Source organism: Streptomyces sp. NPDC032940, from assembly GCF_040636935.1.
Lineage (GTDB): Bacteria > Actinomycetota > Actinomycetes > Streptomycetales > Streptomycetaceae > Streptomyces.
Genome location: NZ_JBEZVJ010000077.1, coordinates 1 through 2,492 on the forward strand (window position 1 = coordinate 1; position 2,492 = coordinate 2,492).

Sequence of the window (2,492 nt, forward strand, 5' to 3'; positions counted from 1 at the left end):
GTGAAGCCCTGCTCGTCACCGGAGTAGATCACCGGGTTGCCCCGCGACAGGAACATCAACTCGTGCGCCAGCCGGTCCCGCCGCAACAGTTCCGCGTCCCCGGCCCCCGGGTGATCGGACTTCAGGAAGGAGCCGATGCGGCCCATGTCGTGATTGCCGAGAAACGTGACCTCGTTGTATGCGTTGGCCTTGTCCGTGGTGTACCGGTAGTCCTGTGCGAAGACGTCCGACAGGCCGGAGGCCGACTTGCCCTGCGAGGCGTAGCCGCGGATGGCGTTCTGGAGCGGGAAGTCGAGCGTCGCGTCGAGGCGGCCCTCGGTCACGTACGGGGCGATGACGGACGGGTCGGCGGAGAGCGTCTCACCGAAGATGAAGAAGTCGTCCCGGCCCCGCTTGGCGGCGTAGGCGTCGAGGGCCGTGGCCCACTGCGTCCAGAACTTCATGTCGACGTTGCGGACGGTGTCCACGCGGAAGCCGTCGATGTCGAAGTCCTTGACCCACCTCTCGTAGATCTTCTCCATGCCCTCGACGACCTCGGGCCGCTCGGTCCACAGATCGTCCAGGCCGGTGTGGTCGCCGTAGAGGCCGCTCTCGCCGACGAAGGTCGAGTCGCCGCGGTTGTGGTACATCGTCGGGTCGTTCAGCCACGCCGGGACTTTGGCCGTCTTCTCCGCAGCCGGGATCTGCGGCGTGTAGGGGAACGAGTCCTCGTCGACCTTGCGGTCGGTCTCCTCGGTGTCGTCGAACGGACGGCCCTCGGTGTCGAGGTAGGGGTAGGCGCCCTTGCTCCGGTAGCCGTACTTCTTCTCGGTGTTGGTGAGGACGTCGGCGGTGTGGTTGGTGATGACGTCGAAGTAGACCTTCATACCCTTGGCATGGGCCTTGGAGACGAGGTTCTTCAGGTCCTGGTTGGTGCCGAAGTGCGGGTCGACCCGGGTGAAGTCGGTGATCCAGTAGCCGTGATATCCGGCGCTCTCGCCGTTGCCCTGGACCGGTTTGTTCTTGAAGATCGGCGCCATCCATATCGCGGTGGTGCCCAGGCCCTTGATGTAGTCGAGCTTCCGGGTCAGACCCTTGAGGTCGCCGCCCTGGTAGAAGCCCTTGTCCGTGGGGTCGAATCCGGTCACCGAGCGGCTGCCGGTGAGACCTCCCCTGTCGTTGGACCGGTCCCCGTTCGCGAACCGGTCGGGCAGGACGAAGTAGAACTGTTCGCGGGTCACATCATGGCGTGCGGGCTCCGCGGCCAGTTTCGCGTCGGAGGGCGGCTTGGGCGGTGTCGGGGCCGCCGAAGCCGGCGTGGCAGTGTGCAGCGCTGCGCCGAGCAGCGCCGCCGCGACCGCTGCGGCGGCCGCCTTCCGTGAGGCGCCGTGCGCGCCATGTCTGCGGTTCACCTGGTCGAACCCTTCTGGACCTGCTGGGGCGTGGAGAACAGTGCTGTCACGCTCGTTGCACCCAACAGAGCTCCGTTGTCGGAACGTTGGGTGGCGATGAGCTGCTTGGCCCGGCGTGCTTCGGGGATGCGGTCGCGGTCGCGCGGGTCGATGGAGAACGCCGTGGTGTCGGCGAGTTCGGGGTGCGCCGCCTGCTGAGCCGCGCTCAGCTCGGTGGGGACGAGACGTAGCCACTGCCCTTCGTCGGACAGGACGCCGTCCCGCAGAGTCAGACCCCCGTCCGCGGCGTAGACGAGTTGCTGGGCGGCGACGCCCGTGCCGGTGCCGTGCCACACGACGGTGTTCTCGTCGATCCAAGTGGCCGCGGAGGCCGCGGGATCGAGATCCATCGGGAAGGCACCGCCGAGGGACGGCGTCAGATAGGGCGCCTCGCCCGCGACGCGCCACACCTCGTGGCCGTACAAGGAGAAGACAAGTGCCTCGTCGGCCGGGACGTCCTTTTCTTCCTTCTTGTGGAAGACGTAGCTCAGGGAAGGCGCACCCGCTTTGAGAGGCACTTCGAATACGAGACCGTAGGCGTCGCGGCGTACCGGTTGGATCGGTTCGTTCCACTCGGACGGGTTCGCGGCTCCGGTCCAGGTGTGCAAGCCCCAGCCGGCGTAGTCGCCGTCCGGACGGTGGTAGTGGAGGACGGCCTTCGTCGTGTCCTGAGGTGGATAGGCGTCCGCGGGACGGACGGCGTCCACGAGGTCCGAGTTCTCCTTCGTCCATACCTCACCGGCCGCGGCGACGTCCACGACACGCTCGGCGCCTTCGGGTTTACCGTCACGCTCGACCGTGAATCGGATCTTCCCGGTCCCCTCCGCGGGGCTGAGCCATGCGAACGCTCCGTAGGCGTCCCGTCCCGAGAAGTCGGCGGTGGTCCCGTTCGCGGTGTGAAGCGTCAGGCCGGTGTAGTCGCCGTCGGCGCGGTGGTAGTGCACGACGACGTGGCGGCGTTCGGCCGTCGGCTTCTTCGGCGTCGGTGCCTGCCCCGTCACGGTGTCGGCGAGTGTGCTCGCGGTGCGGCCGGCACGGTCGACCACCACGGCCTTGTAGCGC

General features: G+C 67.5%; 2 protein-coding genes. Both read right to left on the reverse strand.

Annotation, left to right across the window (positions count from 1 at the left end; all coding sequences use genetic code 11):
- Window positions 1–1,391: alpha-amylase family glycosyl hydrolase (locus tag AB0E77_RS34115; RefSeq protein WP_361578882.1), on the reverse strand; the 1,391-nt coding region annotated here is incomplete at its 3' end.
- The coding region (locus tag AB0E77_RS34120) for a pullulanase-associated domain-containing protein (RefSeq protein WP_352375729.1) at window positions 1,388–2,492 on the reverse strand (1,105 nt) is incomplete at its 5' end. The genes AB0E77_RS34120 and AB0E77_RS34115, both read right to left, overlap by 4 nt.